Source organism: Synechococcus sp. MEDNS5, assembly GCF_014279875.1.
Classification (GTDB): domain Bacteria; phylum Cyanobacteriota; class Cyanobacteriia; order PCC-6307; family Cyanobiaceae; genus Synechococcus_C.
Genome location: NZ_CP047952.1, coordinates 2,131,829 through 2,154,081, shown reverse-complemented (window position 1 = coordinate 2,154,081; position 22,253 = coordinate 2,131,829). Strand labels below are relative to the sequence as shown.

Below are 22,253 nucleotides of genomic sequence, written 5' to 3'. Positions count from 1 at the left end.
CTGTTCACCCCTCATCGTTTCTGCCCAATCCATGGCCTCTTCTCTCTCGATCGAAGCCCTTGATCATGTGGCTCTCACCGTGAGTGATCCTCAACGGTCCATGCGCTGGTATGAGGACGTGCTGGGCTTTAAGCCCGCTGCAATGGAAGGACTCCAGCAGGGACCGCCCTTCCTTCTGCGTATTGCCGAAGGCAACTATTTGAATCTCTTTCCCGGGGATAGTGCTCAGCTCAAACCAGTGCCTGACCACAGCACTGTGGCGATGCGTCATGTGGCATTTCGCATCACTTATACCTGCCTCGACGACATTCAGAAGAGACTCGAATCACTAGGGCTATCGATTTCAGCTTTTGATTACGGCCCTCGCTGCCGTGCCCTCTTTCTGTCAGATCCTGATGGCCACCAGATCGAGTTGATCGGTTATGCCGAGGGTGTCTTTACAGCCTGATGAGCAGCCGGCAGTCTTGGCATGGAGGCCAAAAGACCGACCGCAATAAATACCAAAACAGCCTGGGACTGGAATGTGGCTCCGTAGCCGGCTGATTCATACATTTGACCTGCAAGTAGTGGACCGATCAGGGAGGTCAGACTCACCACCGACTGGGTCATGCCTCCAAGCACTCCCTGTTGATTTTCGTTGACACAAAGGGACATTGCTGAGCGCAGGCCAGGGGTGCTGAGTCCGACGCCCCCCGCAAACAGGAGTTGGGTCGCATAGAGATCACGTCCTTCGCTGATGACGGACACTCCCAAAATGGCGATGGCAACAAGGCTGAGCCCGATAATCGAGAGTTTGTCGGGACGTATGGCCTTCAGCAGGCGAGGAAGCAGCGCACCTTGTACTACCACGGCAACCACTCCGACATACACGAGCACCAAGGAGGTGGGTTGAGGGCCCCAGTTGAAACGATCTTTGGCTGCCAGTACGAAGATGCCGGAGAAGGCACTGAAGCCCAGGTAAAAGAGAAAATAGATGCTGATGAGCTTTTTTAAGCGATGGTTCCCTCGGGTGAATAGAGGATTCGTCGCTTTTTCTGTGGACGTTACGGTTTGTTGTTGTTTGGCATTCGACGCTTTTGGGAGATAAAGGCGAATCAAGACCACATTCAACAGGCAAAAAGCTGATGCCACGACAAAGGGAAAGCGTGGATCAATGGCCCCGAGTGCCCCACCGATTCCAGGTCCGATGATGAAGCCAAGTCCTAGGGCTGCACCGATCGCTCCGAATCCAACGGTGCGTTGATTGCGATCCTCGACGGTGTCAGCAACCAGAGCCTGGGAGATTGCAAAGACACCGGAAGATGCGCCATTCAAGGCAGAGAACAACAGAAGGATCAGAAGCGAGGAGGAGAGTGCCTGACCGATCAGAGCGACTGCACTGATGGCCACGGTGACCGTGAGAACACTGCGCCGACCCCAACGATCGGATAATCGTCCGATCACCGGTGCGCCGATGAATTGCAGGCCTGAGTAGGTCGCCGTGACACTGGTTACAGCAATGGCGTTGAAGGAGCCGGTGAGCTGATGCACGAAGAACGGCACAACGGGCAGCAGCAGGCCGAAGCTGGCGGCATCCACTGCCACCACAAGGCAGAGAACGAGAAGGACTTTTTTGTTCAAGAGTTTTGCTCCGCGGCAGGGCTGCCATTGGGGTTGAGCATTCGCTGCAGGACTGGATTGACCTGCTTAGGCCCCTCATCGTGCGGGCAGTGACCCAGGGATGGAATGACCGTGAGTTCGCGTACACATGCGAAGCGCGTCCATTGTTGAGCCTGGCTGAGCGGCTCCCAGGGATCGGCCTCTCCCCAGATCATCCTCACCGGTGTTTGGAGTCTCTGAAGAACATCGGGGGCGAGGTGATCGTTGAAGAGGTTAATGAAACCGCGAAAGGATTCGGTTGCTCCAGGACTGCGTGCTGCTCGGTGAAGAACCTCCACCAGAGTGTCGTCCACGGAAGCGCCAGTGGGGTAAGCCAACTGAAGAACTCTTCGGATCACCCCGGGTCGTGCCAAGCTCAGGAAAAGCGAGCGTGTCAGCCAGCGTTGCCGTACGAGTTGTTTCAGCAGGGGGCGACTGAAGGCTCTGAAGGGTGGTTGTTCCGAAACGCGTTTGTCGTCGATTGCACGCTGAGCACAGTCGATCAGCACAACCATTGCCGCAGGTTGGTCGCGTTCCTCAAGGATTTCGGCAGCGCGTAGCGCGACCACACCACCAATCGAATTGCCGATCAGAGCAACATCGGCAAGCCCATGGTGCTCAATGAAATCCACCACCTGATTGGCCCAAAGGTCGATGCTGTAGCGCACACCCTCAGGGTTGGGTTGTTCACCATCAAGGATGGAAGGTGGCTTGTCGCTCGTTCCAAAGCCCAGCAAGTCGAGAGCAACAACGCGGTGTTCCCCAGTCAGGGCCGTGACGTTGTGCCGCCAGTGTTCTTTGCAGGCCCCGAAACCGTGAATGAGAAGCGCGGTTCTTTCACCTTTTCGATGCTCTGTCTCGATCCAGCTGATCCCGTGGTTGTTCCAGGTTCCATCCTTGATCCAGTGATCAGGGAATATGGCTGCTCTGGCACTGGCGGGCACGATTGGAACCTTAATGCGGCTCAGTGAGTCTGCACGACATTGCCGCTGGATTCAGTCCAGGCTTTGACACGGCCATCTTCAATGGCCCAGATGCGGTCAGCATCATTGAGAAGTCTGAGGTCGTGCGTCACCAGGAGCACGGCACTGCCACGATCGCGGCAAAGGTTGCCGAGAAGTTCCACTACATCCTGGCCAGAGCGGCTGTCGAGGGACGCTGTCGGTTCGTCTGCTAGCACCAACTCCGGTTCGGGGGCGAGAGCTCTGGCAATCGCCACCCGCTGACGCTGACCTCCGGACAGTTCTTCGGGGAAATGATGTAGCCGGTGGCTCAGTCCCACGGCCTCCAGTAAGGCCATGGCTTTTTCACGGCGCTCCTGCGGTTTCGGTTCCGTGAGCTGAAGCAGGATTTGTACGTTCTGCAGCACGGTCAGTGAAGACACCAGGTTGTGGCTCTGGAAGATGAAGCCGATCCTCCGACGTGTCTGCATCAAGACCGTTTCATCAGCACCTTTCAGTTCCTGGCCAAGAACCTGGATTGATCCTTCTTCCACCGACCTCAGGGCGCCAATCAGGGTTAGCAGCGTGCTCTTTCCGCTACCTGAGGGGCCGACCAACAGGGTGATTTCACCACGCCTCACATCAAATGTCAGATCATGCAGGATTTGGGTTCGCAACTCTCCTTTGCCATAGCTGTGACAAAGGTTCTCCGTTCGGATCACTGGTGTGTTCGGAGAGGAGTTCTGCATGGACATTCAGAAAACGGATGCCGGATCTGCATCACGCAGTTTGCGGATTGCGATTGCGGAGGCGATAGCGCAGACGCTGATGGTGAGTGCACCAACCAGCAGAGATTTGTCAAAAGTCATTTGTAATTGGATGCCGGATACGGCCGTCAGCGCTGCGTAGAGGATGGCGCTGAGAATCGTGGCAGGAATGAATGCGGAGGCACCAAGGAGTACGGCTTCCTGAATCACGACGATCAGAATAAACTGATCGGAAAACCCCATGGCTTTAAGCGTGGCGTACTCCTTGAGGTGATCGCTGACATCGGTGTAGAGAACTTGATAAACAACCACGCCTCCCACGAGAAGTCCCATAATTGTTCCGAAGCCGAAGATGACGCCAAAGGACGAAACATTATTCCAATAGTCCCGCTCTTGAGTGATCAGTTCAGGCTTGGTTAGAACCTGAAGCTCATTTCCGTAAAGCGATCTTAGATCTCTCTGGATTCTCGGGATTTCAGAATGATTATCCACACGAATCAGCCCCAGGGAAATTTCTCCAAGGTTGATTTGTCTGGACGCAAGCTGGAGAGCTGTCGCCTCGCTGCCAATTAAATTGCTGTCTGCAACAAATGTTGAGCCCAGCTGGAACAGCCCCTTGATGCGGAAGGTCTTCTCGAAGTTAGACAGAATCATGTCGAGCGGGCCATCAGCTTTGAAGGTTTTGCCCACAGGGCCTGTTTTGATTGCAATGCCGAGGGTGTCGAAGAGAACGAATCCTGGTGTTTTCAGTAGATCGCTCTGCGCGTTGATCTCGGGAACATTCAAGACCGTGAGATCAGGGTCGTAGCCGATCATCCGTAGTGACGTTGGTTTGACTCCCTCAAGTTGTTGAGCGTTGATGTTGGCGATGTAGAGAGGGACGGTTTCCTTGATGCCGCGCAGCCCAAGGGCCTGAAACAGCTGTGATTGTGGAAACTGCTGGTAACTACCGCTATTGACGGTTGCGGGGCTGATCAGAACGAGGTCGGTGTCGAGCGCGTTGTAGAAGGTGGTGGCGCTTTTGAGCAGGCCGGACTGAAATCCGAGCTGCATGTACATCAGCAATGCGGCGAAGCCAATTCCGGTGACAGCAACCAGGTAACGGACCGGTTGGCGCTTCAGCTGCAGCCATGCCAAAGGCAAATCGTGCAAGTTCAGCCGAGATTTCCATCCACCACCGCCTGTCATGGTTCGAAGCGCGCTGTCACATTCAGACCGCTGAGGCGATCCAGCTGGAGATCTGGGCTCGGCTCGAGATCGAGTTTCACAAGAACCACCCTCGCGTTGACATCGTTGTTGGCCGCGACAGCAAACAAGTCACGTTCCGAGACCTTGCCGATGATGGATTTGAGTGTGCCCTGAACTTTCCCGGGAAATCCTCCTGTCTCAGCGGTGATCGAAGCTTTCTGTCCGATCTGTAAACGCTCAACGTCTGTCTGGAAGACCTGGACCCAGGCTTGCATTGATCCGGTGCGACCAACCACCGCAAGTCCTTCCTCGCTCTCCTTCATCCCTGGCCAGCTGTAAATCCTGATCAGCCGACCATCTAGTGGAGAGCGAACCTCCGCGGCTTTCAGCTGGCTTTTGGCTTGAGCAAGGGAGGCGCGAGCTCCCTCGACATCAGCTTGTTTTTCCAAAATGCTCGCAGTTGTCTTTGCAAGCTCTTCTTCGGAGATTGCTCCACCTTGGAATAGTTCCTTGCCTCGGCTCTGGCTGATCTTGAGGAACGGGAGCAAGGCTCCTGTGCTTTGAAGCTTGGATTGGGCCTGAACGACTGCGGCCTGCAGCTCCTGAAAGCTGCTCAGCCTGGCAAGCGTTTGACCCTTGCGAATGGGGTCACCTTCCCCTGCAAACCATTGCTTAACCACTTCGTTGCCCCCAGCCGTTCCTGCGGGAATGGAGAGTGGAACGAGCCCCCCCTCAGGCATCAGACGTCCGAGGGCCGTGACCTGCTGAGGACGACTCACCACGGGCTTGGGAGCCGGGCTGGGTTTGAAAACCGTCCAGCCAAGCGCGCCGACGCCAACAATTCCAACAGTGATCAACGTGCCGCGGATGACGCCGCGTCTTGCGGACTGCTCTGTCATCGTTGAAACACGGGTGTGCAATAGCGCTGCAGACTAATGCATGCCTGGATAAGGTAACTGGAATTTCCTTGAGTACCCATGCGCAGGTTTGCGGTTGAACAGGGCGATTACATCTACAAGGCTGATCAAGACAGCGCAGCGATTTACCTGGTGAAAACAGGATCCGTGGAGATGACCACGCTCTATCCGGAGACCGGTGAGGGCGTGGACGAGACCTATGGGCCTGGGCGCGTCTTTGGGGAGGTTGAGATCATCGACAGTCGACCTCGCATTGCCAATGCGCGTGCTGCGAAGTCATGCCAGATCGTTGAAATTCCGAAGGAAGAGCTCATGGAGATCCTTTACGAGAAGCCTGAAAAGAGTCTGATTCTGGGCAAGTCGACGTTTGAACATCTTCGATCTCTCTACGACGACGCGTCGATTGATTCAGACCTCGAGCGCCTGAGAGAGGAAATGCATGTGAGCATTCGCGACGCGGTCGTCGCCCACGAATCGAGGGTCCTCAAGAGCCACAATGGAATGGCTGCTATCGCTGTGCCAATTATTTTGCTGGTGATCCTCGCTGCTGGCTCCTATTGGTTCTTCCACAGGGGTTAAGCCCAGCACAGCACAAATTGACTTCCTTTTCCATCGAACTCTCCCTCCCATGTCACAAAAACAAGCGCAGAGCGAAATAGATCAGGCGATGGATTCCTTCAGGGCTGATATGAAGGATGCCATTGATGAAGGCGTGGACGACCATGAGGCGAACATGACAAAAATGGGTTTTTTGTTTCTTGGCATTTTTGGAGGAGTGATTGCAATTGCTGCCCTCCTTCCTTGATGATCCATCTTTGTCTTTTGCTGTAAGTCATTAAAAAAGGCCCTCTTTAGGGCCTTTGAATTATTGAAAGAATGAAATCTTCAAACAGCAGTTTTTTGATTTCCAAGTAAATCTTTCAGCTTTGCAAGTTCGCCAGCCCAGCGTGGATCAGGGCCATCCTCAGCTTTTGCATCACTGTGGACCACTTTATTGACAGCCTTACGTGCTGAGCCTGGAGCATGCCCTCCCCCGTTTTGCCCGGGACGGCGACCACCACCGCTGTTGTTGTCGCGACGTTCAGAGCGCTCGACACGAAGTGCGTTGCCGTTGAACTCCTTTCCGTTGAACTGTTCGATCACAGCATCGGCGACCTTCTCATCATCGATGTTGGCGAAGCCAAAACCACGACAAGCTCCGGTCTCCCTGTCGAACACAGCTTTGAAGCGAACGCCTTCCCCCACGCTGGTGAGCTGAGCTTCAAGCTCTTTGCTTTCAAAATTCTGCGGCAAATTGCCGATGTAAAGACGCACGCTCATGAAACGGGAGAGAAAAACGGAAAACTGCGTGTCAGGGCCGATCGTTGTCGTCGCTGCAATGGCAGTTAATCACAGCGCCTGTTCGACTCGCTTGTCGATGGAGGCCGGTGGAGCCATCGGCGGGCCTCGTCGAGGGCCTGCTCACGGGTTGAGACTCGACCATAGGCATGCGCGGTGGTGAGGTGTTGGATCAAGGCGCCGAGTTTCGGACCCGGCTGAAGAGAGAGCGCTTTTTGCAGAGTGTCGCCATCCAATGGGGAGCAGGGATGAAACAACGGGTCCTTCGGGTCTCGCCACCGCTGCATCCATTCGTTTCTGCGTTGCTTCGGCCAGCACAGAACCAGGGCTGGAAGATCAGCCTCGAGGTCCTGATGCAAACGAAGCCTCTCGGTTTCGTCCAGGGTGATGCTGTCTCCTGCACCGATGCGTTCCTGCCAGTAACGCAGCCTGGAACACCGTTGGATCTGTCGGCGGCTGAAGCGCAGGGACTTCAGTCCTGGATCGCTCAACAGTCCTGTTAGCCGAGCCAGTGGCAAGGCCAGGGTCTGCTCCTCCAACGTCATTGAAGAGTTCGCGATCAGCGGTCGGCCCAGGGTGGAGTGCGAATGCTCTAAGTCTCGTGGCCTCCATGGGTTGAGAAGGGCCAATGCCTGCAGGAGTGCAATCGCCTCGTCGGCAGCGGGAGCAGCCACGAGTCGCAGTAATTCGGCCTGAATTCGTTCCGGGGCCGAATGCGTCAGCAATGGGCTGTTGGCTTGCAGCATGGCCAGCGTGTCTGCATCAATGCGCATCTCCAGTTCGGCCATCAAGCGCAGTGCGCGCAGCAGGCGCAAGGGGTCATCGCGGAGATTGCTCTCTCGGATTGCGCAGATCAGCCCGTTTTGAAGATCTTGGATGCCCCCCGTGGGATCGATCAGTTGCTGGGGATCCGACAGAGTCAGTGCAATGGCATTGAGTTTGAAGTCGCGTCGGAAGAGATCCTCCGTTAAGTCATCTCCATCGAACCTGGCGAAATCGATCGTCCAGCCCTTCAATACCAGCCGAGCCATATCTCGTTGTTCGTCCAGCACCACGCACACGCCACCGTGATCCTTGGCGAGGCGTTGGACGGTGCTCAGCACCGCACCAGGAATCACCAGGTCGAGGTCAGGGCATGGGGGCAATCGATTCAGTAACCCGTCGCGAACTGCTCCGCCAACCAGCACGGCTCCATCAGGTAGCTGGGCGGGCTTGAGGGGCCACCGATCCGGTTCGAGTCGGCGCCAGAGCAGACCAGGCAGTCGCTCTGGACCCACCGTCAGAATGGAGTCCGCACTGGAACCGTTGGGCATGTGCATCTGTGTGGACTGCCGCTGGGTCGATCGTTGTCAGGCCTATCACGCGGTTGAGCGTCAGCATGGTGCCGTGCATCTCTGCGAGGCACCGCAGATGAAGCCTGTTGAACCCAGGATTCACATCAGTGTGCACGACCTCCCCCATGGGCAGGTCGGCGTTGAATGGGATGTGCGTGCTTGCGGAAGCTTCACCCTCGATCGAGGACGATGGGCGCGGTTGCGCCCTGGTGAAGAGGTGCCTCAATGAGCGACTGGCTTCTAGCACTGCACAGCTCGACGGAAACCCTGGGTATCGCCATGGTCTCTGCGCAGGCACCCCTCAGTTCGGCGAGGGTTCTCTGCCATCCCATGGGGCGTGCGCTGACGAATGCGCTTCCCTCTGTGCTGGAGGAGGTCTTGCCGGCGTCTGAATGGTCTGGAATTCGTCGCCTTGCTGTGGCCACAGGCCCCGGGGGATTCACGGGAACCCGCTTGACGGTCGTTCTGGCTCGCACGCTGGCTCAACAGCTTCAGTGTCCTCTCGATGGCTTGAGTAGCTTTTTATTGATGGCTCCGCGCCTGCAGCTTGATCTTCCCGCTGCGCAGCGAAGTGAACCTTTCTCCATTGTTCAGGTTCTGCCTCGGCGGGGTCGGGTCGCCGGCCTTTATCGGGTGCGTGACGGCTGGAATCGTGACAACGCAACTTGCGCGGAGATGGATCTCAGGGAACTGCAGGTTCCGGTGCTGCTTCATGACGCTGAGCAGCCAGCCCCTGAGCTCACCATGGCCCTCGATGTGGGGCGTGATGTGCTTCAGCTGTTGCGCTTCTGTCAGGATCGCCATGCAAGCCATGCTTCGGGTCCCTGGGACACCGTGCTGCCGATTTACCCCACTTCCCCGGTGGGATCCGTGTAATGGGCCTTGGCATCCGCTCCCTCCTGTTGGTTTCAGCGTTGATGGGCGGAGCCGCTCTTGCGACGCCACTTCGGCCTTTCGCCAAGGCAGCGCTGACCCGACAAGATCCGCAGAGAATTCTTGTGCTGGGTGGTGATGCTGATCGAGAACGCATCGGTTTACGGTTGGCCCGTCAACTGGCGTTGCCGCTGGTGGTCAGCGGCGGAACCAATCCTGAGTACGCCCAATGGCTGATGGAGCACGAGGGACTTGGGAAGAACGAGGTTCGACTTGATTACCGGGCTCAAGACACGCTCGGCAATTTCACCTCACTCGTCGATGAGCTCGAGGGTGAGGGGGTTGAGCACGTGCTGTTGGTGACCAGTGAGGATCATTTGCCTCGCGCCTTGATTGTTGGTGGGATCGTCGCCGGCAGCCGTGGCATCCGGTTGACGGGTGTGCCGGTGAGCTGTGCCGAGCGATGCCGAAGGGAAAGCATGGGAAAGCGGTGGGTGGATGGTCTGCGCGCCCTGGCCTGGGTGATCAGCGGGCGTGATCTGAAGCCCTGGGCACTCAGGCAATGGCCTGAACTGTTCTCTCAGCCCTGATCGAGCAGGGCGTTGATCCTGCGTTGAAGTTCGATGGTGGCGGCCTCCAGGTCAGGTTTGCGGCGGCTGCAGGGGGCAGAGATCGGCTCACCGATGCGCAGTTGGAGTGGCACCAACCTGGGCCAGCCTCGCCCCGTGCCCAGGGCCCGATGACTGTTGATGATGGCCACGGGCAGCAGCGGTGCTCCTGAGCGAGCGGACAGCAAGGCCGCTCCGGGCATGGGGTGATTGACGCGGCCGTCTGGCTGGCGCGTTCCATCCAGAAACACGCCGATGGCCCATCCTTCCTGAAGGCGGGCTGTGGCGGTGCGAATGGCCTCACGATCACTGGCGCCACGTTTCACGGGGTAGGCCCCGCAGGCCCGGATCAGAGGGCCCAGAAGGGGAATACTGAAGAGTTCCGCCTTCGCCATGAAGGCCACGGGACGCCCCAGGGCATGCCCCAACAGGGGTGGATCGAGATGGGAGCCATGGTTGGCCACAACCACAAGAGGGCCCTGCATGGGGACCTGCTCGTTCCCGCGGGTACTTCCTCTGAACAGCAGCCGGAAGAGCGGAAAGACCAGCACTCCGCTTACGAGCCGGTAGGTGAGACTCGGTCGTGGCGTGAGAATCAGTGGCCCTGGCGGTTGATTCTGGGAGTCAAGACTGCTCACGCTCAGAGACCGAGATCGCCGGCTCCAGCAAGCTGGGACAGCGTGACCCCGGGCATGGCGCGTTTGGCAAGCCCACTGAGAACAGCCCCTGGGCCAACCTCCACCAGGGTGTCCACTCCCGCATCGGTCATCGCCAGCATGGTTTCACGCCAGCGAACACCTGTGATCATCTGGCGATGTAGGCGGCGCTTGAGTTCAGCCGCATCCATGCAGGGGGTGGGGTCCGTGTTGCTCAGAACCGGGAAGCGCGCATCCTCAAAGGACAGATCGTCGAGGTGTTGCGAGAAGGCATCCGCCGCGTCCTGCATGAAAGGCGAATGAAAGGCTCCCGACACAGCCAGGGGGATCACCCGTTTACAGGTCAGGGCTTCACCAACCGCCGCTACAGCGTCTGCTGTGCCCGACAACACAACCTGGGCCGCACTGTTGTCGTTCGCGATCACCACGCCTTCCGTTGCGTTCACCAGGTCGTCGAGCTGACTGCGCTCGAAGCCGATAACGGCGGCCATCGCTCCTCCGCCAGCTGCGGCCATCAGTTCAGACCGGCGCTGCATCAGTTCAAGACCGGTGGCAGCATCAAACACCTCTGCGGCATAGAGGGCAACCAGTTCGCCGAGGCTGTGACCGGCAACCAGGGCAGGCTCGCGACCCTGCCGCCTCAGCTCATCCACGATCAGCGACTCGACCACGAACAGCGCGGGCTGGGTGTTGCGCGTGTCGTTCAAATCAGCAGGATCATCCGCATCGCCAGGCTCGCCGCGGCAAATCGCCAGAAGATCGCGACCCAGCAGCCTGGAAGCCAATGCAAAGCGCGCTTCGGCGCCAGGAAGGCTGAGGACAGGATCGGCCATTCCGACTTTCTGAGACCCCTGACCAGGAAACACCCAGGCGATCGACATTCTTGACGGCGCAATCGTTGGTGGAGCCTACGCGGGCCCCTGCCAGCGAAGCAGGGCCGCCCCCCAACTCAGCCCGGCACCAAACCCGCTAGTGGCCAGGAGATCGCCGCAGCCAACCCGTCCGTCGCGCACAGCCTCGTCGAGCATCAACGGGATGGTGGCTGCCGAGGTGTTTCCGTAGTCCGCGAGGTTGCTCAGAACCTTGGCGCTGGGAACCGACAGTCGATCCGCGACAGCATCGAGGATGCGTTGGTTGGCTTGATGGAGCAGGAGCCAGTCCAGTTGATCGGGTGAAACGTCGCAGCGCTTCAAGAGGGATTGGAGGACGGCGGGAACCTCTCGGACCGCGAACTTGTACACCTCCTGGCCATTCATCACGATCGGCCGATACCCTCCCGCACGGTGCTCGGCCTCATTCACGAGGGGAGAGGAGGCCTCGATGGCCGGCAGATTGAGGACGGCGCCGCGCGACCCGTCGCTCTGCAACAAAAAACCGAGAAGTCCGTCCTGATCCGTGGCTTCCAGAACGACGGCACCTGCGCCATCTCCAAAAAGCACGCAACTGCGGCGGTCGTCCCAGTCAACGAAGCGGCTGAGCTGGTCCGCACCGATCACCAGGGCACGGCGCATCGCACCCGTTCGCAGGTACTGGGCTGCGGTGACCAGTGCAAACAGAAAACCGCTGCATGCAGCCGTGAGATCGAAGGCAACAGCGTTCGTCGCGCCGAGGTCGGCCTGCACTCTTGGGGCTGAACCGAACAGATCATCGGGTGTGGAGGTGGCCAGGAGAATGAGGTCGAGATCCTCGGGAGATCGACCGGCCATGGTCAGGGCATTTCGACCTGCCTCCGCAGCGAGATCGACCAGGGTCTGACCTGCATCGCTGACCCTGCGACGACCGATGCCCGTGCGTGTGCGGATCCATTCATCGTTGGTATCAACCCTCTGGCTGAGCTGATCGTTGCTGATCACCTGTGCTGCCTGGGCGCTGCCGCTGCCGATCAGGGCCACGCCAAGGACCTGCGGTGATTGTCCAGCCAAGAGAAGATCCAAGCGGGTGGCGTCAGTCAACCACAGTCCGGCAGGGGAAAGCTCAGGCTTGCACCGTCGTTTGCTGGCTGAGTGCAGCGAGATCCTCCATCACGCCATGGCTGGCGGCTGAATGGGCCAGGCGCAGGGCACTGACCACGGACAGAGCTTTGCTGCTGCCGTGGCCAATCACACAGATGCCGTTCACGCCAAGGAGAAGAGCACCACCATGCTCGGCGTGATCCAGTCGCTTCTTGATGCGTTTGAGATTGCTTCGCAGAAAGGCGGAGCCCACCTTGCCGCGACGGCCCCTCGGTAGTTCGGCCTTGAGCACTCCCAACAGCACGCTTCCGACGGATTCAAGGAACTTGAGCAGCACATTGCCCGTGAAGCCATCGCAGACCACCACGTCGAAGGCTCCGGAGAGCACGTCCCGGCCTTCGCAATTGCCGGCGAAGTGCAAGCGAGATTCCTCTTTCAGGAGCGCGTAGGTGCTGAGTGCCAGGTCATTGCCTTTGCATTCCTCCTCGCCGATGTTGAGCAGTCCGACTCTGGGCTGCGCCACTTGCAGCACATCGCGGCTGTAGATGTTGCCGAGGAGGGCGAACTGATGGAGGTAAGAGGGCTTGCAATCCATGTTGGCGCCCACATCGAGAACCAAAACAGGCTGTCCTGGGTCCTTGGTGGGGAAGAGGGCGCCGATGGCTGGCCGGTCGATTCCCGAGAGACGACCCAGCCGAAAGATGGCGGAGGCCATCACGGCCCCTGAATTGCCAGCGGAGTACACCGCCTTGGCCTCACCGCGTTTCACGAGGTCCATGGCCACATTGATGCTGGCGTCGCGTTTGCGTCGCACAACCGTGGCTTCTTCATGCATTTCGACTGACGGTCCACTCATGATCAGTTCGAGATGACCCGCATCAATCGCAGCGTTCAACGCTTCGGTCAGGCCTGAAGCCGCCGCAGCCTCCAGGATTCGATCCGTCTCACCGACCAATCGAATGCGTACGGCAAGCCGTTCGATGGCTTGTAGGCAGCCTTCCAGGATTGGCGCGGGAGCATGATCGCCGCCCATGCCGTCCACAGCGACCCAAATCCTGTCTTGATCGTTGATCTCGAGGTCTTCCCCAGGCAGGCCGCCCTGCAGGCGGCGGAGGGGATCCATCACCGGTTGCAGCATGGATCCGGCCATGGAGGTGACGGATCCGGCCATGGAGCCTGCGGCATTGGCCGAGGTCGTCGCCGTGCCAACAAGGCTGGTCACGGCAGCATTGCGCCTGTACCAGATCACCAAACGGCGCACCGCCTTGGAGCGGCGGGGTTTGTTCCGGGGTGTGGAGGCCGGGTTCAGCTCAGGGTCCTTCGGAGGCAACGGAATCGACGATGCGCTGGAACAGGTAACCGGTTCCTCGAGCTGTGAGGATCAGCTCGGGATTGGCCGGATCGTCTTCCAGTTTGGAACGAAGACGGGAAATATGAACATCCACCACGCGCGTATCAACGTGTCGTTCTGGGGTGTAGCCCCAAACCTCCTTCAGGATCTCGCCACGGCTGAAGGGTTCGCCTGAGCGGCTCACCAGCAGCTCAAGCAAACTGAACTCCATCCCTGTGAGGCGGATGCGTTCATCGGCCCGGAACACCTGGCGCTTGTTGGTGTCGATCTTTAAATCAGACACCTTGATCAATCCGGAGTTGGGAATGCCGGCGGCGTGTTCTTTCTCCACCCTGCGCAGCACGCAGCGGATTCGGGCCTCCAGCTCTTTGGGACTAAAGGGCTTGATGACGTAATCGTCCGCTCCCAGCTCAAGTCCCGTGATGCGGTCGGCCACGTCGCCCAGGGCGGTGAGCATCACGATCGGCACATCCGATTCCTTGCGCAGCTCCTGGCAGACCCCGTAGCCATCCAGTTTCGGCATCATCACGTCGAGCACGACCAGATCCGGCTCGCACTCCTGGAAGCAGGCCAATGCTTCCGTGCCGTCGCAGGCAGTAACGACGTGATAGCCGATCATCGACAGCCTGGTTTCCAGAATCCTGCGGATACTGGCCTCGTCGTCCACTACGAGAATTGTTTCCTTGGTAGGGGCTGAGGCCGTCATATCGCCGGCAATGCTTCAAGTTATGGGTCACAAATAGGCGAGCGGCATGCCTTTTTGTTCACGCAACGCCAACTTTCTTCACTATTCGACGTGCCTCGTCCGTCCACTTTTTACGTCTGTCAGAGCTGCGGAGCGCAGACCCGGCAGTTCTTCGGTCGCTGTAACAGCTGCGGCAGCTGGAATTCTCTCGTCGAGCAGTCCGCCCCGAAGCAGGACTCACGCCGCCGCCGTGCCGGAGCCGATCCTGGAGCCGGGCCTCAGGCACGCCGTTCAACGTCGATGGCTGCCCTTGGCGACCAGCCACTGCAGCGTCTCCCAAGCGGGTATGGAGAACTGGATCGCGTTCTCGGTGGTGGGCTGGTTCCCGGTTCGCTCGTTCTGGTGGGTGGTGACCCTGGGATCGGCAAGAGCACCCTGCTGCTGCAGAGCGCATCGGCCATCGCCAGCCATCGTTCCGTGCTTTACGTGAGCGCTGAGGAGTCGGCCCAGCAGGTGAAATTGCGCTGGCAGCGCCTCACCGCAGACCCCAGCGATCTTCAGCTTCTGGCGGAAACCGATCTGGATCTGGTCCTCGAGGAACTTGAGGCTCTGCAGCCCGATGTGGCGATCATCGACAGCATCCAGGCCCTTCATGACGGCGATCTGTCCAGTGCCCCCGGTTCCGTGGCCCAGGTGCGGGAGTGTGCGGCTGCGCTTCAGCGCGTGGCCAAGCGTCAGAACACCGCCTTGCTGCTGGTGGGGCATGTGACCAAGGAAGGGGTACTCGCCGGCCCGAAGGTGCTGGAACATCTGGTGGATGCTGTGCTCACCTTCGAGGGGGATCGCTTCGCCAGCCATCGTTTGCTGCGCGCTGTGAAGAACCGCTTCGGCGCCACCCATGAACTGGGTGTGTTCGAGATGCGGGGGCAGGGCCTTGCCGAAGTGGGGAATCCCAGCGAGCTATTTCTCAGCGGCGAACGGGCCAGTGGTGTGGCCACGATCGTGGCTTGCGAGGGGACGCGTCCTCTGGTGGTTGATTTGCAGGCTCTTGTGAGCACCACCAGTTACTCCAGCCCGCGCCGCACGGCCACAGGAATTGCGGTGAACCGTTTGCATCAGATCCTCGCGGTGCTGGAGAAACACATGGGCCTGCCCCTGTCGAGGTTCGACTGCTATCTGGCTGTTGCCGGTGGACTGGATGTGGAAGAGCCCGCTGCTGATCTGGGTGTGGCCGCGGCTGTGGTGGCCAGCTACCGCGATTTAACCCTGCCTGCAGGAACGGTGTTGCTTGGGGAACTGGGCCTGGGTGGTCAGCTTCGGCCGGTGGGACAGCTGGAACTGCGCCTGCAGGAAGCCGTGCGCCTCGGGTTCACACGCGCTGTGGTCCCTCGGGGAAGCGGGCTGGGCCCTTTGGCCGCACGCCTCGATCTCGCGCTGCTCGAAGCCGGATCGATCACTGAAGCCCTCGTTCTTGGTTTGGGAGTAAATCCCGGCGATGACGATTGAGCGGGGTCGCGCTCAGAAGTAAACGTCCACATTGCTGCGGCCACTGGACTTCAGCCAGTTTTCGATGTCGAGGTAGCCGCCGGGATTCAGTCGCACAGCTTGGGTCCAGACGTCGGCGGCTTGATCAAACCATCCGTCGGCATCGTCGCGGCGCCCCTCTTCCTCCGCGGTGCGTCCACGCTTCTCGAAGATCAACCCCATGTTTTTCAGGCACGATGGCTGCTTGGGGTTTTCATCCAGGGCCTTCTGGTAGGTCGCCAGAGCCCGATCTTCTTCACCGTTGCTCATGTAGATGATGGCCATGTTCTTGAGGGTTTCGCCTCGGTCGATGGGGTTCTCCTCGAGCTTCAGGCTCTCTTCGTAATTTTCCAGTGCCTCTGCATAGTCCCCGTCGTTTTGAGCTGAGAGCCCATCCCGGTAGTACACATAGGCCTCCTTCGCTCTGGCGTTGATCGGCAACAGTTTCACGATCAGGTCGGCCATCACCGTGAAGCTCTTGTCGATGAAGTTGTCGTTGCGGTTGCTGCGGGGCACGAAGAGCTGGACGGATGGATCCATCCTGAACCCAACGGGTGATGCCTAGCGTGAGTTGATGGAATCCGTCGCCGTGTCCACATCGTCGTCAGTCGCAAGCACCTCTTCGTCGAGCGCCCAAGTGGTGTTGCTCGATGTGGAGGGAATGAAGTGCGGTGGTTGCGTGCGAGCCGTTGAACGCACACTTCAGGATCAGCCTGGAGTTCAGGAAGCCAGCGTCAACCTGGTGACCCGCAGTGCATGGCTGCGCCTCGATCCCGCTGGCCTGGATGCTCAGCAGTCGCTGGAGGGGGCTCTCGAGGCATTGCGCAGCAGGGGGTTTCCAGCCCAGCCGCGCCAGAGTGGTGTCTTGAGTGGAGATGCTGAGCCCGACCGGGCCTGGGGATGGTGGAACCAGTGGCGTCAGCTGATGGTGGCGCTGGTGTTGCTGCTGCTGTCGGTCCTCGGCCATTTGGCTGAGGCAGGGACGCTGGCCTTGCCGTTGATCGGGACGTTGCCGTTCCATGCGGGACTGGCCACAGTCGCTCTGTTTGGACCGGGGCGTTCCATCCTGCGCGGTGGTTGGGCCGCTGCTGTGAGTGGCGTTCCCAGCATGGACACGTTGGTGAGCCTGGGCGTTGGCAGTGCCTATCTCGCCAGTGTGGTGGCCCTGGTGTGGCCTGCGGTGGGCTGGCCCTGTTTCTTCAACGAACCGGTGATGCTTCTGGGCTTTGTGCTCCTCGGTCGTTTTCTCGAGGAACGGGCCCGTCGGCGTACTGGTCGTGCCCTCAAGGAATTGGCAGCACTCCAACCTTCATCGGCGCGGCTTGTGATGGCCGATGGCATCGTGCGGGATGTGCCAGTGGAGATGCTGCGGCCTGGTGAGCGCATTGAACTGCTTGCCGGGGATCGCATCCCGGTGGACGGTGTGATCGAAGAGGGCTTTTCCGCGGTGGACCTCTCCAGCCTCACCGGAGAACCGCTGCCTGTGGATGCCGGGCCGGGAACGGAGCTCAGTTCCGGTTGTCTCAATCTCGAGGCCACCCTGGTGATGGAGGTGCGCCGGGTGGGCCGTGAAACAGCACTTGCCCGAATCATTTCCTTGGTGGAACAGGCCCAGGCGCGGCGAGCGCCGATCCAAGGGCTCGCCGATCGGGTGGCTGGGCGGTTCTGTTACGGCGTGGTGTCGCTGGCGCTGCTCACCTTTCTGTTTTGGTGGCTGATTGGCAGCAGCCTCTGGCCGCAGGTTCTGGAGGTTCCTGTGGTGCTGATGGACCATGGCCAAGGGCATGGAGTTCATCAGTCCCTCGGAGCTGCAGCCCAGACGCCGTTCGGGCTTGGACTGCAGCTGGCGATCGCCGTCCTGGTGGTGGCTTGCCCCTGTGCTCTTGGTCTGGCAACCCCCACGGTGATCACTGTGTCGTCGGGTTTGGCAGCCCGCCAGGGCTGGCTCTTCCGGGGTGGTGATGTGATCGAGCGTTCCGCTGCGATCGAGCGGGTGATCTTCGACAAAACCGGCACCCTCACGCTGGGGAGGCCTTTGGTGGACGCAGTGCTCTTGAGTGATGATCCATCGCGCACGATTCAGTTGGCGGCCAGCCTCGAGCAGACCAGTCGCCATCCCCTTGCCCATGCCTTGCTGCAGGAGGCACAGCGCCTCAATCTTCCTCTGCTTCCGGTTCAGGAGAGTCGAACCGTCCCGGGAGCAGGGATGGAGGGATCACTGCCCGACTCTCCGGAGCAGCTGCGCGTTGGATCCCTGGAATGGTTGCGGGGCCAGGGGGTCGAATGGCCCGATCACCAGCGGCACGCCGTCGAATCCGCTCAGACCCGCGGACAGTCCTTGGTGGCTGTGAGCCTGGGCAACCGGCCGATCGGCCTGGTGGCCATCGATGATCGTCTGCGTCCCGATGCGGGGATTGCCGTTCAGCGCCTGCGATCCCAGGGGTTATCACTCGGCATGCTCAGCGGTGACCGTCGCCAGGCCGTGGAACGGGTGGGTCAGACGCTGGGGATCCAAGCGGATGAGATGGCCTGGCAGCTGCTTCCGGATCAGAAGCTTGAACGGCTGGAGCGTTGGCGCCGGTTTCAGCCAGTGGCGATGGTGGGCGATGGCATCAATGATGCGCCAGCTCTGGCAGCCGCTGATTTGGGGATTGCCGTGGGGACCGGCACCCAGATCGCTCAGGACACGGCTGACTTGGTGTTGATGGGTGATCGCCTGGAGGCTTTGCCAGAGGCCCTCGGATTGGCGCGGCGCACGATGCGCAAGATCCGTCAGAACCTGGTCTGGGCGTTCGGCTACAACCTCATCGCACTGCCTGTTGCGGCAGGGGTTCTGCTACCGGGCTTCGGCATTCTTCTCTCCCCTCCCCTTGCTGCATTGTTGATGGCCCTCAGTTCGGTCTCCGTCGTGGTCAATGCCCTCAGCCTGCGGCTCCCCTGACCATGAAGGGGCGTTTCCTGGTGCTGGAGGGGATCGATGGCTGCGGCAAGACCACGCAGCTGCGCCAGCTTGCTGACTGGCTTCCGGGTAGCGGCCTAATGCCTGATGGGGCAACGTTGCATCTCACCCGTGAGCCTGGCGGGACCCCCCTCGGTCGTGCTTTGCGTGAGCTGCTGCTTCACCCGCCTGATGACGTGGCGCCGTGCCCGGAGGCCGAGCTTCTGATGTATGCCGCCGACCGGGCTCAGCACGTGCAGCGCCGAATTCGTCCAGCCCTCGAATGCGGCGACTGGGTGCTCAGTGACCGCTTCAGTGGGTCAACTCTCGCTTATCAAGGCGATGGGCGTGGTTTGGATAGGGCACTGATTCTTGACTTGGAGCGGATTGCCACCGCTGGCCTCGTGCCGGATGTCACGCTCTGGCTCGATTTGCCTCTTGAGGCGAGCATCGCCAGACGGGGCGATCGGGCTGAGGACCGGATTGAGGCTGAGGGGCAGGCCTTTCTGGGCAGGGTGGCCAATGGATTCCGGGTGCTGGCTGCGGAACGGGACTGGGTTGGTATCCCTGCTGATTTGAGCCCAGGGGAGGTGCACAAGGCCATCCGCTTTGCTCTGGAAGGGAACACCGCTTTCAGGAGGCTGTGACCGATGGCCAACGAGCTGTTTGCTGATGTTCAGGGGCAGCCCCTTGCCACCAAGTTGCTGCAATCCGCCTTAGAGCTTCAGCGCCTTGCACCGGCTTACCTGTTCAGCGGCCCTGACGGGGTGGGTCGCAGGCTTGCCGCCTTGCGCTTCATGGAAGGTGTGCTCAGTGGCGGCAGCCAAGACCCCAGGGAGCGACGGCGTCTTGAAGAGCGCAACCATCCAGATCTTCTCTGGGTGGAGCCCACCTACAGCCATCAGGGGCGTCTCATCTCCAGGTCTGAAGCCGAAGCCGCCGGAGTGAGCAGGCGCACACCGCCCCAGGTTCGTTTGGAGCAAATTCGTGACCTCGGCCGTTTTCTGGCTCGGCAGCCCTTGGAGTCCGCGCGAGGGCTGGTGGTCCTTGAGCAACCGGAGGCGATGGCGGAGGGGGCGGCCAATGCCTTGCTCAAGACCCTCGAAGAGCCGGGCCACGGATTGTTGATCCTGCTTTCGGCTGCCCCTGATCGTTTGCTGACCACCATCCGCTCTCGATGCCAGCAGATCCGTTTCACTCGGTTGCCCGAAGGTGCGATGCATGCCGTGCTGGCCCAGCTGCCTGATGGCTCCGGGCACCAAGCTCTGGAGATTGCTGCCGCTGAGCCTGAGCTGGTGGCTCTGGCGTCAGGCTCTCCAGGAGCACTGCTCGAGCATGTGCGTGTTTGGGGCACGATTCCAGAGGACTTGAGGGAGCGCTTGAAGCATCCTCCTCAAACCCCCCTGGCCGCGCTCGGCCTGGCGAGGGATGTCTGCGAACAGCTGGAGGGAGAGCAGCAGCTCTGGTTGATCAGCTGGTGGCAAACCGTTCTCTGGCGACAGGAACTGAGCAGGGCGTCCGTTGAACGCCTGAATCGCCTGCGTCAGCAGCTGTTGTCGTTTGTGCAGCCGCGTTTGGCCTGGGAAGTGACTCTGCTCAATCTGATCAGAGTTCCAACCGTCTAACTCAGGCGCTTGCGCGACTGTTCTGATCATTCTGTTCGCGATCCTGCCGAGCCTGAGCAAGTACATCCTCGAGACCCTCTAACTGGGCGCCGGTGGGAAGTTCCAGGCAGTAACCAGCTCCGTAGACCGTTTTGATGAAACGGGGTTTCCGAGGATCGGGTTCGAGCTTGGTGCGCAGGTGACGCACGTGAACACGGATGGTCTCGATGTCATCGTCCGGCTCGTACCCCCAGACTTCCTTGAGGATCAAAGAAGGTGCAACGGTTTGGCCGTGACGCTGGAGCAGGCAGTGCAACAGCTCGAATTCGAGGTGGGTGAGGCGGACAGGCTTGTCGAACCAGATGGCTTCGAAGCGCTCAGGAACCAGGGTGAGCGGCCCGTAGCTGAGAATTTCGTGGTGATTGCCGGAGGTGCCCACAGGAGCCCGGTCGCTTCGCCGTAACAGGGCCTTGATACGCACCTGAAGCTCTTCGAGATCGAATGGCTTCGTGAGGTAATCATCGGCGCCGGAGTTGAAGCCGCTCACTTTGTCCTTCGTGCCGCCAAGAGCTGTGAGCATCAGAATCGGAATCCCCGATGTGCGGTCATCCCGCCGGAGCCTCTGGCAGAGGGTCAACCCATCGACTTTCGGGAGCATCAGGTCGAGAAGGATCAGGTCCGGGCTGTATTGAAGAGCGAGGGCCTGGCCTTTGATGCCGTCGTCAGCGCTCTGAACGTCAAAGCCGCTGTGCTCGAGATGGCCGCTGACCAGCTCGCGCATGTCCCGGTCGTCTTCGATCAGCAGGATGCAGGGCTTCATCGACTCGCAGGCGGTTGGAACAGGGAAGACGTGGTGATGCCGCGTCGTGGCTTGACAGATTCTCTCAAGGTTCTCTTGAACTTGCAGTGATTCATTGAGGGGGCCTTGAAGGGGTGATCAGCCTGGATCCACTGCGGCGGAAAGCGTTGAGCGAAATGCTGGTGCTGGCATGATCGCTTGCCTCTTCAGGAAGTCTTCGGTTTCGGGCGACTGCCGGTAACGAAATTCCATCCGTTGAAGGAATTTGTTCATTGCCAGGCTGTTGCCCAAAAAAAAACACACCACAAGCGTCTCGCCGTGGTGTGTGGTGATGAAAGCTCCCCGGGCGGGATTCGAACCTGCGACCAATCGATTAACAGTCGACCGCTCTACCGCTGAGCTACCGAGGAATGTGACCCAGAGAACTTACCCTTCAGGCCCTCCGTCCCGCAAGAGGCTCGAGCTCTCGTCTCAAGCTTGAGCCACTGCCCCAGGCTCCGATGCGGCCTTTTTCCATCCGGGCTGCACCATCGGCGTGATCCAGCTCTCCGAGGCGATGGGTGACCCAGAGTGCGGTCAGGGGGCTTTTGGAGCGGTGGCACAGTTGTTGAACTGTGGCGAGGATCGAGGCCTGGCTCGCCGTGTCGAGAAGGGCGGTTGGCTCGTCGAGCAGCAGCAGATTGGCGTCGCTGGCGAGAGCGCCTGCAATGGCGAGGCGCTGCTTCTGCCCGCCGCTCAGGGTATGAATCGGCCGACCAGCCATTCCGGCCAGGCCGACCTGCTCGAGCAAGTTCTGAATCCTCTTTGTTTTTTCAGATCTCGATAGATGAAACGGCAGATTGAGCAGAAGCTCGCTGCCGCAGCTTGGTAGGAGCAGTTGATGGTCTGGATTTTGGAACACCAAAGCCGGCCGCAGGGCGCAGTGCACTCGGCCGCTCTGCGGATTGACCAGGCCGCAGATCATCCGGAACAGGGTGCTCTTGCCGCTCCCGTTGCTGCCTACCAGCATCCAGAGTCCTGGGGATCGGATCTGGATGCTGCAGCGATCAAGCGCCTTGGTTCCGCAGGGCCAACAGAAGCTGACCCGATCAAAGCGAAGCGCTGCTTGCTCAGAGTCGGCCTGTTCCACCGGCAGCATTT

At 59.8% G+C, this 22,253-nt stretch carries 25 protein-coding genes and 1 tRNA gene; 10 read left to right on the top strand and 16 right to left on the bottom strand.

Annotated features, from left to right (window positions below):
• Window positions 1-31: 31 nt before the first annotated feature.
• A complete protein-coding gene (locus SynMEDNS5_RS11630) occupies window positions 32-448 on the top strand; it encodes a VOC family protein (RefSeq protein WP_186583510.1) in 417 nt (138 codons plus the stop codon).
• Here SynMEDNS5_RS11630 and SynMEDNS5_RS11625 read toward each other — a convergent pair.
• From SynMEDNS5_RS11625 to SynMEDNS5_RS11605, 5 genes are read right to left on the bottom strand one after another with little or no spacing between them, the layout of a single operon-like run.
• A complete protein-coding gene (locus SynMEDNS5_RS11625) occupies window positions 421-1,620 on the bottom strand; it encodes an MFS transporter (RefSeq protein ID WP_186583509.1) in 1,200 nt (399 codons plus the stop codon). The genes SynMEDNS5_RS11630 and SynMEDNS5_RS11625 overlap by 28 nt on opposite strands.
• The gene (locus tag SynMEDNS5_RS11620; RefSeq protein WP_186583508.1) at window positions 1,617-2,582 is read right to left on the bottom strand and encodes an alpha/beta fold hydrolase; all 966 of its coding nucleotides are present in this window, start codon (window positions 2,580-2,582) and stop codon (window positions 1,617-1,619) included. The genes SynMEDNS5_RS11625 and SynMEDNS5_RS11620 overlap by 4 nt, the downstream gene beginning before the upstream one ends.
• Before the next feature lie 20 nt (window positions 2,583-2,602).
• Window positions 2,603-3,328 (bottom strand): ATP-binding cassette domain-containing protein, encoded by a 726-nt coding sequence (locus tag SynMEDNS5_RS11615; RefSeq protein ID WP_186583507.1) that lies wholly within the window; start codon window positions 3,326-3,328, stop codon window positions 2,603-2,605.
• Between the two features lie 6 nt (window positions 3,329-3,334).
• Complete coding sequence (devC, locus tag SynMEDNS5_RS11610) at window positions 3,335-4,534, bottom strand: ABC transporter permease DevC (RefSeq protein WP_186583506.1); 1,200 nt, start codon at window positions 4,532-4,534, stop codon at window positions 3,335-3,337.
• On the bottom strand, window positions 4,531-5,433 hold the full coding sequence (locus SynMEDNS5_RS11605; protein WP_186583505.1) for an HlyD family efflux transporter periplasmic adaptor subunit: 903 nt from the start codon (window positions 5,431-5,433) through the stop codon (window positions 4,531-4,533). The genes devC and SynMEDNS5_RS11605 overlap by 4 nt, the downstream gene beginning before the upstream one ends.
• A 78-nt stretch (window positions 5,434-5,511) precedes the next feature.
• Here SynMEDNS5_RS11605 and SynMEDNS5_RS11600 point away from each other — a divergent pair, with 78 nt between their 5' ends.
• Together SynMEDNS5_RS11600 and SynMEDNS5_RS11595 are read left to right on the top strand one after the other, a co-directional pair.
• The gene (locus SynMEDNS5_RS11600) at window positions 5,512-6,030 is read left to right on the top strand and encodes a cyclic nucleotide-binding domain-containing protein (protein ID WP_186583504.1); all 519 of its coding nucleotides are present in this window, start codon (window positions 5,512-5,514) and stop codon (window positions 6,028-6,030) included.
• 49 nt (window positions 6,031-6,079) lie between these two features.
• Window positions 6,080-6,256 (top strand): hypothetical protein, encoded by a 177-nt coding sequence (locus SynMEDNS5_RS11595; RefSeq protein ID WP_186583503.1) that lies wholly within the window; start codon window positions 6,080-6,082, stop codon window positions 6,254-6,256.
• Between the two features lie 80 nt (window positions 6,257-6,336).
• Here SynMEDNS5_RS11595 and SynMEDNS5_RS11590 read toward each other — a convergent pair whose 3' ends face one another.
• On the bottom strand, window positions 6,337-6,771 hold the full coding sequence (locus tag SynMEDNS5_RS11590) for an RNA-binding protein (protein WP_186583502.1): 435 nt from the start codon (window positions 6,769-6,771) through the stop codon (window positions 6,337-6,339).
• A gap of 65 nt (window positions 6,772-6,836) precedes the next feature.
• A complete protein-coding gene (locus SynMEDNS5_RS11585; RefSeq protein WP_186583501.1) occupies window positions 6,837-8,102 on the bottom strand; it encodes a CCA tRNA nucleotidyltransferase in 1,266 nt (421 codons plus the stop codon).
• Between SynMEDNS5_RS11585 and SynMEDNS5_RS11580 the strand changes: the two genes are divergently transcribed.
• Genes SynMEDNS5_RS11580 through SynMEDNS5_RS11570 form a run of 3 tightly spaced genes read left to right on the top strand, consistent with a single transcriptional unit; the run spans window position 8,101 to window position 9,586 of the window.
• On the top strand, window positions 8,101-8,352 hold the full coding sequence (locus SynMEDNS5_RS11580) for a Ycf34 family protein (protein WP_186583500.1): 252 nt from the start codon (window positions 8,101-8,103) through the stop codon (window positions 8,350-8,352). The genes SynMEDNS5_RS11585 and SynMEDNS5_RS11580 overlap by 2 nt on opposite strands.
• Window positions 8,349-8,999 (top strand): tRNA (adenosine(37)-N6)-threonylcarbamoyltransferase complex dimerization subunit type 1 TsaB, encoded by a 651-nt coding sequence (gene tsaB, locus SynMEDNS5_RS11575; RefSeq protein WP_186583499.1) that lies wholly within the window; start codon window positions 8,349-8,351, stop codon window positions 8,997-8,999. The genes SynMEDNS5_RS11580 and tsaB overlap by 4 nt, the downstream gene beginning before the upstream one ends.
• Complete coding sequence (locus SynMEDNS5_RS11570) at window positions 8,999-9,586, top strand: YdcF family protein (protein ID WP_186583498.1); 588 nt, start codon at window positions 8,999-9,001, stop codon at window positions 9,584-9,586. Before tsaB ends, SynMEDNS5_RS11570 begins: the two co-directional genes overlap by 1 nt.
• Here SynMEDNS5_RS11570 and SynMEDNS5_RS11565 read toward each other — a convergent pair.
• Genes SynMEDNS5_RS11565 through rpaB form a run of 5 tightly spaced genes read right to left on the bottom strand, consistent with a single transcriptional unit; the run spans window position 9,577 to window position 14,269 of the window.
• A complete protein-coding gene (locus tag SynMEDNS5_RS11565) occupies window positions 9,577-10,242 on the bottom strand; it encodes a 1-acyl-sn-glycerol-3-phosphate acyltransferase (RefSeq protein ID WP_186583497.1) in 666 nt (221 codons plus the stop codon). The genes SynMEDNS5_RS11570 and SynMEDNS5_RS11565 overlap by 10 nt on opposite strands.
• A gap of 2 nt (window positions 10,243-10,244) precedes the next feature.
• Window positions 10,245-11,141, bottom strand: a complete 897-nt coding sequence (gene fabD / locus SynMEDNS5_RS11560; protein ID WP_186583496.1) for an ACP S-malonyltransferase — start codon at window positions 11,139-11,141, stop codon at window positions 10,245-10,247.
• 27 nt (window positions 11,142-11,168) lie between these two features.
• On the bottom strand, window positions 11,169-12,212 hold the full coding sequence (locus SynMEDNS5_RS11555) for a beta-ketoacyl-ACP synthase III (protein ID WP_370593541.1): 1,044 nt from the start codon (window positions 12,210-12,212) through the stop codon (window positions 11,169-11,171).
• A gap of 22 nt (window positions 12,213-12,234) precedes the next feature.
• Window positions 12,235-13,542 (bottom strand): phosphate acyltransferase PlsX, encoded by a 1,308-nt coding sequence (gene plsX, locus SynMEDNS5_RS11550; RefSeq protein WP_186583495.1) that lies wholly within the window; start codon window positions 13,540-13,542, stop codon window positions 12,235-12,237.
• Entirely contained in the window at window positions 13,523-14,269 is a 747-nt protein-coding gene (rpaB, locus tag SynMEDNS5_RS11545) for a response regulator transcription factor RpaB (protein ID WP_186583494.1), read from the bottom strand. The genes plsX and rpaB overlap by 20 nt, the downstream gene beginning before the upstream one ends.
• Window positions 14,270-14,359: 90 nt before the next feature.
• On the opposite strand from rpaB, the gene radA reads away from it, so the two are divergent.
• Complete coding sequence (radA, locus tag SynMEDNS5_RS11540) at window positions 14,360-15,754, top strand: DNA repair protein RadA (protein WP_186583493.1); 1,395 nt, start codon at window positions 14,360-14,362, stop codon at window positions 15,752-15,754.
• Between the two features lie 12 nt (window positions 15,755-15,766).
• Here the strand turns inward: radA and SynMEDNS5_RS11535 are convergent, their stop codons facing one another.
• Complete coding sequence (locus SynMEDNS5_RS11535) at window positions 15,767-16,312, bottom strand: photosystem I assembly protein Ycf3 (protein WP_370593540.1); 546 nt, start codon at window positions 16,310-16,312, stop codon at window positions 15,767-15,769.
• Between the two features lie 34 nt (window positions 16,313-16,346).
• Between SynMEDNS5_RS11535 and SynMEDNS5_RS11530 the strand changes: the two genes are divergently transcribed.
• Genes SynMEDNS5_RS11530 through SynMEDNS5_RS11520 form a run of 3 tightly spaced genes read left to right on the top strand, consistent with a single transcriptional unit; the run spans window position 16,347 to window position 20,335 of the window.
• Entirely contained in the window at window positions 16,347-18,713 is a 2,367-nt protein-coding gene (locus SynMEDNS5_RS11530) for a cation-translocating P-type ATPase (RefSeq protein ID WP_255440159.1), read from the top strand.
• Between the two features lie 2 nt (window positions 18,714-18,715).
• Window positions 18,716-19,357 carry a dTMP kinase gene (tmk, locus tag SynMEDNS5_RS11525; RefSeq protein ID WP_186583492.1) on the top strand — a complete coding sequence of 214 codons (642 nt, stop codon included), beginning with the start codon at window positions 18,716-18,718 and terminating at the stop codon, window positions 19,355-19,357.
• Window positions 19,358-19,360: 3 nt separating this feature from the next.
• Entirely contained in the window at window positions 19,361-20,335 is a 975-nt protein-coding gene (locus SynMEDNS5_RS11520) for a DNA polymerase III subunit delta' (RefSeq protein ID WP_186583491.1), read from the top strand.
• 1 nt (window position 20,336) lies between these two features.
• On the opposite strand, the gene SynMEDNS5_RS11515 is transcribed toward SynMEDNS5_RS11520, so the two are convergent.
• The 3 genes from SynMEDNS5_RS11515 to SynMEDNS5_RS11505 form a co-directional block, all read right to left on the bottom strand.
• Window positions 20,337-21,134 (bottom strand): response regulator transcription factor, encoded by a 798-nt coding sequence (locus SynMEDNS5_RS11515; RefSeq protein ID WP_186583490.1) that lies wholly within the window; start codon window positions 21,132-21,134, stop codon window positions 20,337-20,339.
• 317 nt (window positions 21,135-21,451) lie between these two features.
• A tRNA-Asn gene (locus SynMEDNS5_RS11510) sits at window positions 21,452-21,523 on the bottom strand.
• A gap of 23 nt (window positions 21,524-21,546) precedes the next feature.
• Window positions 21,547-22,251: an ABC transporter ATP-binding protein gene (locus SynMEDNS5_RS11505; protein WP_186583489.1), complete on the bottom strand. Its 705-nt coding sequence runs from the start codon at window positions 22,249-22,251 to the stop codon at window positions 21,547-21,549.
• Window positions 22,252-22,253 lie beyond the last annotated feature (2 nt).